At 69.2% G+C, this 5,537-nt stretch carries 4 protein-coding genes; 2 read left to right on the top strand and 2 right to left on the bottom strand.

Annotation, left to right across the window (positions count from 1 at the left end; translation table 11 throughout):
* Positions 1 to 73: 73 nt before the first annotated feature.
* Together B1400_RS09130 and B1400_RS09125 are read left to right on the top strand one after the other, a co-directional pair.
* Entirely contained in the window at positions 74 to 949 is an 876-nt protein-coding gene (locus B1400_RS09130) for an ABC transporter ATP-binding protein (protein ID WP_235607416.1), read from the top strand.
* 40 nt (positions 950 to 989) lie between these two features.
* Complete coding sequence (locus B1400_RS09125; RefSeq protein ID WP_095614069.1) at positions 990 to 3,593, top strand: ABC transporter permease; 2,604 nt, start codon at positions 990 to 992, stop codon at positions 3,591 to 3,593.
* Between the two features lie 146 nt (positions 3,594 to 3,739).
* Here the strand turns inward: B1400_RS09125 and B1400_RS09120 are convergent, their stop codons facing one another.
* Positions 3,740 to 4,444 (bottom strand): response regulator, encoded by a 705-nt coding sequence (locus B1400_RS09120; protein ID WP_095614068.1) that lies wholly within the window; start codon positions 4,442 to 4,444, stop codon positions 3,740 to 3,742.
* A gap of 32 nt (positions 4,445 to 4,476) precedes the next feature.
* Positions 4,477 to 5,537, bottom strand: a 1,061-nt coding sequence (locus tag B1400_RS09745; protein WP_456061890.1) for a sensor histidine kinase, incomplete at its 5' end; no start/stop codon positions are given.

Genomic DNA, 5,537 nt, shown 5'->3' with positions numbered 1-5,537 from the left:
CGCGGCGCGCCTAGCGTGGATGCCATCGGAACGAAGCGACGCGGACCGGCCGCGCCGACGAAAGGAAACCACGATGGGCACACCGACCACACAGATGCCAACCGCCGCGGAGTCGCGGCAGAACCACGCGGCGCAGCCGTTCACGGCGGCGCCGCCGCGCACGGCGATCGAGGCGATCGACCTCGTCAAGGACTACGGCGAGGGCAGCAGCGTCGTCCACGCGCTGCGCGGCGTCAACGTCGCCTTCGAGCAGGGGCGCTTCACGGCGATCATGGGACCGTCCGGCTCGGGCAAGTCGACGCTCATGCACACGATGTCCGGCCTCGACGGCGCGACCTCGGGCCGCGTCATGTTCGAAGGCCATGACCTGACGAAGCTCGGCGACAAGCAGCTGACGTTGCTGCGCCGCACACGCATCGGCTTCGTCTTCCAAAGCTTCAACCTGCTGCCGATGTTCACGGCCGAACAGAACATCCTGATGCCGCTGACTCTCGCCGGCGCCAAGCCGGACCGCCAGTGGTTCGACCTGCTCGTGCGCACGCTCGGCATCCAGGACCGTCTGGGCCACCGTCCGAACGAGCTGTCCGGCGGACAGCAGCAGCGCGTCGCGATCGCGCGCGCGCTCATCACGAAGCCGGCGCTCGTGTTCGCCGACGAGCCGACCGGCGCGCTCGACTCGGTCTCGAGCGCCGAAGTGCTCAGCTTCCTCAAGAGCTCGGTCAAGGAGCTCGGCCAGACGATCATCATGGTCACGCACGACCCGGTCGCCGCCTCCTATGCCGACCGCGCGATCGTCTTCGCCGACGGCAACATCGTCGCCGACGTCGACGATCCGACGGCCGCCCGGATGAGCGAGCTGCTCATGCGCGAGCGCGAGCAGGCGACCCGCGGCATGGGCGCGGTGCCGCTGCCGGAGCACAAGGCCCAGCGTCTGCGGGGGCAGGCGTGACCGGGGACGGTACGACGGAGACGACGGAGAGGATGCGCACATGCGATCGATAACGATGCAGATGATGAAGAAGAACCTGAGGATGCTGATACCGGCGGGCATCGCGATCCTCATCGGCACGGCGTTCATCGCGGCGACGCTGCTGTTCACGAACGCCTTCGACGCGTCGCTGCGCGAGCAGACGACCGGCCAGTTCGGCGGCGCGAACTACTCGATCACGACGGACGCGGGGGAGGGCGGCGAGGACGGACCGACGGTCGGCCGCCTGAACCTGGGCGCCGTGGCGGCCGTCGACGGCGTGGAAGGCGTGCGCCCCGACGTCACGCGCAGCGTCATGCTCACGTCCGGTTCCCAGCACGGCAGCGGGGTGGCGCTCTCGACGAGCGCCGACGCGGCTCTATTGCCCGTCGAGATCACGGAGGGCGAGGCGCCCTCCCCCGGCGGCGCCTCGCAGATCGCGATCCCGGGCAAGCTCGCCGGCCAATGGGGGCTCAAGGTCGGCGACGCCATCGACCTGCGCGCGCAGTACGCCGAGCACCCGCAGGACGTGCGGGCGACGATCACCGGCCTGACCGACGATCCGAACAACGTGTACGGCTATTACAACGGCGCGTCCGTCGTCTCGGACGACATCATGGTCGCCTGCTCGGACGTGGACTCCTTCGACGCGATTCCCGCGACCGCGGCGTACCTTTACATCGATCCGGCGCATGCGGCGACGGCCGTCCCCGCGGTGAAGGACGCGCTCGCGTCCGGAACGTCACTGCAGGACCGCGCGCAGATGGAGGAGCGCGCGATCAAGGCGCTCAGCTCCAACGGCGGCGATGTGACCAAACAGTTCCTGCTCGCCTTCGGCGTGCTTGCGCTCGTCGTGGCCGCGCTCGTCATCGCGAACACTTTCCAGGTGCTCGTCGCGCAGCGTCGCCGCACACTCGCGCTGCTGCGCACGATCGGTGCGACGAAGCGCCAGCTGTACGTGTCGGTGCTTGAGGAGGCCGGCGTCCTCGGGCTCGTCTCGTCGGCGCTCGGCGTGGCCGTGGGCACCGGTCTCATGGCGCTCGCCTCGTTCGCCACGAAGGACGGCTCGATCGGCGGCATGCGCCTGACGCTCGTCATGAGCTGGCAGGTCGTCGCATTGCCGATCCTCTTCGGCGTCGTGATGACGGTGCTCGCCTCGGTGAGCGCCGCGCGCACCGCCACTGGCGTCACCCCGTTGGAGGCCATGCGCCCGCTGGAGATCTCCAACCAGCGCAGGGCCCGTGTGGGACGGGCCGTCCTCGGCTGCGTCCTCCTGCTCGTCGGCGTCGCGCTCGCATTGGCCGCGATCCCGATGAACGACAGCGCGAACGACGACGTCTCCGGTGTCGCGCTGCTCGCCGGCGTGGGCGGATGCATGCTCACCTTCGTCGGACTGGCGATGACGGCACTGTTCTGGCTGCCATGGCTGATGAAGGGCGCGGGCGCGCTCGTCTCGCTGTGCGGGCCGGCTGCCAAGCTCGCCGACGCGAACATCCAGAAGAACCCGCGGCGCATCGCCGCGACCGGCACGGCGCTGCTCATCGGCGTCACGCTGATCTCCACGCTGGCCACCGGCGCCGCGGCCGCGAAGGCGACGATGAGCCAGGCGCTCGACAGCCGCTATAGCGTCGACGTGACGGCCTACGGCCCGGACATCCCGGCCAAAGCGGTCGACGAGGTGAAGGCCGAGCGCGGCGTCGCCGCGACGCTGTCCGCGAAGACGGCGCAGGCCGAGTTCGAGGATGCGCAGGGCCGCCCCGTATATACGACCGTCATCGGCGTCCCCGACGTCGCGGCGCTGCAGCGCGTGCTCAACATCGATCTGGGCGACCCCGAGCCCGCCTTCGGTCCCGACGACGCGCTGATGCCGACGATCGACGGCGACAGCGGCGAGACGCTGAGCCTCAAGGACGGTTCGGCCTCGCTCACCGAGATCGGCGACGACGGCGAACCGTCCGGCGCCGCGCACCGCCTGCATGTGACGCAGCGCGCCTTCAAGCGCATCGCGCAGACGACTCCCAACGCCGCCTTCGTCGACGCGTCGCTGTTCGACGACGGCACCTTCAAGGCCACCGGCGACGCGTTGCTCGTCAAGCTCGACGTGCCCTCCGACCTGTCGCTGTCGAACGTCTACGACGCGATCGAGCAGGACCTGCAGGCCTATCCGGACATCGCCGTGGGCGGCCCGGTCGCCGAACGCAGCATGTGGGAGAGCATGGTGAACATGATGCTCATGCTGCTCGTCGCGCTGCTCGCCGTCGCCGTCGTCATCGCCGTCATCGGCGTGGCCAACACACTGAGCCTGTCGGTCATCGAACGCACCCGCGAATCGGCGACGCTGCGCGCCATCGGTATGACGCGCGGCCAGCTCAAGCGCTCGCTCGCCGTCGAGGCGCTGCTGATCTCGCTCGTCACGAGCGTCGTCGGCATGGTCGTCGGCACGTTGTTCGGCTGGCTCGGCATCTACATCGTGATGAGCTCGATCGCCGACGTCGTCTACGTCGTCGACTGGGCCACCTACGGCATCATCCTCGCAATCGCCGTCGTCTGCTCGCTGCTGGCGAGCGTGTTCCCGGCGCGACGCGCCGTGAAGACGCCGCCGGTCGAGGCGCTCGCCGAGTCCTGATCGTGGCCGGCGCGGCACGCACCTTCCCTTCTCCTCGCATCCACGCCGCGCCGGCCATCGTCATCGGTACGCCGATGACGGATTGCCCCTCCGTCCCGCATCGCGGGGCGGAGGGGCAATCGTATGCGCAGGGGCGTGCGTGGGCGCTACACCAGATGGTTCTCATAGGCGAAGACGACGGCCTGCACGCGGTCGCGCGCGTTGATCTTCTGCAGGATGTGCGCGACATGCGTCTTGACGGTCGGCAGCGAGATGAACAGCCTGTCGGCGATCTCCTGGTTGGACAGGCCGTGCGCGATCTCGACGAGCACCTCGCGTTCGCGTTCGGTGAGCGTGGCGAGCTCGGGGTCGACGTAGCCGTCATCGGAGGCCGGCGCGCCGGGGGAGGCGAGCGTGCCCTCCATCATCTTCTCGATGAGGCGCTTCGTGGCCGTCGGCGCGATGATCGCGTTGCCCTGATGGACGGTGCGGATCGACGCGAGCAGCGTCTCCGGGTCGGTGTCCTTGAGCAGGAAGCCCGAGGCGCCGGCGTTGATCGCCGACATCACGTATTCGTCGAGGTCGAAGGTCGTCAGGATGATGACGCGCGTATGGCGCGTCCCCTCCCCGTTCCCGTGCGCGCAGGCGGTGATGCGCCCCGTCGCCGTCAGGCCGTCCATCCCCGGCATGCGCACGTCCATGAGCACGATGTCCGGCCGCAGCCGTTCGACGAGCTCGACCGCCTGCGCGCCGTTCGAGGCCTGGCCGACGACCTGCATGTCGGGCTGCGAGTTGATGACCATCGTGAAGCCGGCGCGGATGAGCTCCTGGTCGTCCGCGATGACGATGCGGATTCTGTCGTTTCCTGTCATGCCGTCCAGTCTAGCCGCATCGGTGCCGCCGCTCAGTGCGCGTCCGGGGGGACGGCGCCCGACTGCTCGATCTGCTCGCTGAGCGACTTCGCCGGCGTGAGGTTCGGCGAACGGTCGTGCTCGCCCTCGTCGCTGAAGCCGGTCTCGCGCAGCACGCCGAGCAGCTCGCGCATATGGGCGAGCGCCGTGCAGCCCTGCGCGCCGATCTGCGCGAACGCGTCGTTGATGAACTCGGGCGACGGCGTCTCGCCCCGTGCGAGCCGTTCGTCGATCGTGGACAGCTCGGCGGTCGTCTGTCCGATGACCGCGTCGAGCGTATCGCTCACCTCGGCGCGGATGTTCGCGCTGATGCGGTCGCGCTCGCGGTTCGCCGCGATGACGCGCTGCTTGTCGCGTTCGGCCTGGAGCGCCTCGGCGCGCGCTTGCAGCACCTGCGGGTTCGTGCCGCCGAGCCTCGTCCATGCGCCGAGCGCGTAGGCGAGGATGCAGAAGAACATCGAGAAGACGCCGTACTGGATGAAGGCCGAATACGGCGAGCCGAGGTAGAGCGCCTCGATCGACGGGTCGGAGGTGTGGGAGAGCCATGCGAACAGGCTCGGGAACCCGTCGATGTTCATCGCGCAGCGCGCCGCGAAGGTCGTGCACCCGAGCGTGAACAGCGGCACGACCCACTTCCAGCTGCCGGCGCGTCCGTACAGCGCGACCGCGTGGATCGCGAACACGACGTAGAGGTCGGCCGTGTAGAAGCCCGGCAGCACGAGCAGCTGCAGCATGCACACGGCGGCCACGACGGCCGCGACGGCGCGCGGGAAGCGCCGGCGCAGCATCAGCGGCGCCACGACGGCCCAGGTCACGATGACGCCGAGGATGTAGGAGCGTTTGTCGCCGGGCGTCGTCGCCAGGTTCATGACCGGACCCGTGACGCAGGTGAAACAGGCGAGCAGCGTGAACATGACGATGTCCATCATCACGTAGTGCCGCTGCGTCCAGCGCGACAGACGGGCGATCCAGCTGTGCGGGCTGTCGTCCTCGGCCTGGTCGAAGGGCCGCGAGCGCAGCGTGTGCCCGAGCCTGACGAAGAACGGCCAGACGA

This window comes from Bifidobacterium italicum, assembly GCF_002286915.1.
Taxonomy (GTDB): Bacteria; Actinomycetota; Actinomycetes; order Actinomycetales; family Bifidobacteriaceae; genus Bifidobacterium; species Bifidobacterium italicum.
The sequence above is the reverse complement of the archived record's forward strand: the minus strand, read 5'-3'. Positions and strand labels throughout refer to the sequence as shown.

Coding starts and splice junctions, on each gene's coding strand:
- B1400_RS09130 (WP_235607416.1), top strand. CDS start 74: ATGGGCACACCGACCACACAGATGCCAACCGCCGCGGAGTCGCGGCAG.
- B1400_RS09125 (WP_095614069.1), top strand. CDS start 990: ATGCGATCGATAACGATGCAGATGATGAAGAAGAACCTGAGGATGCTG.
- B1400_RS09120 (WP_095614068.1), bottom strand. CDS start 4,444: ATGACAGGAAACGACAGAATCCGCATCGTCATCGCGGACGACCAGGAG.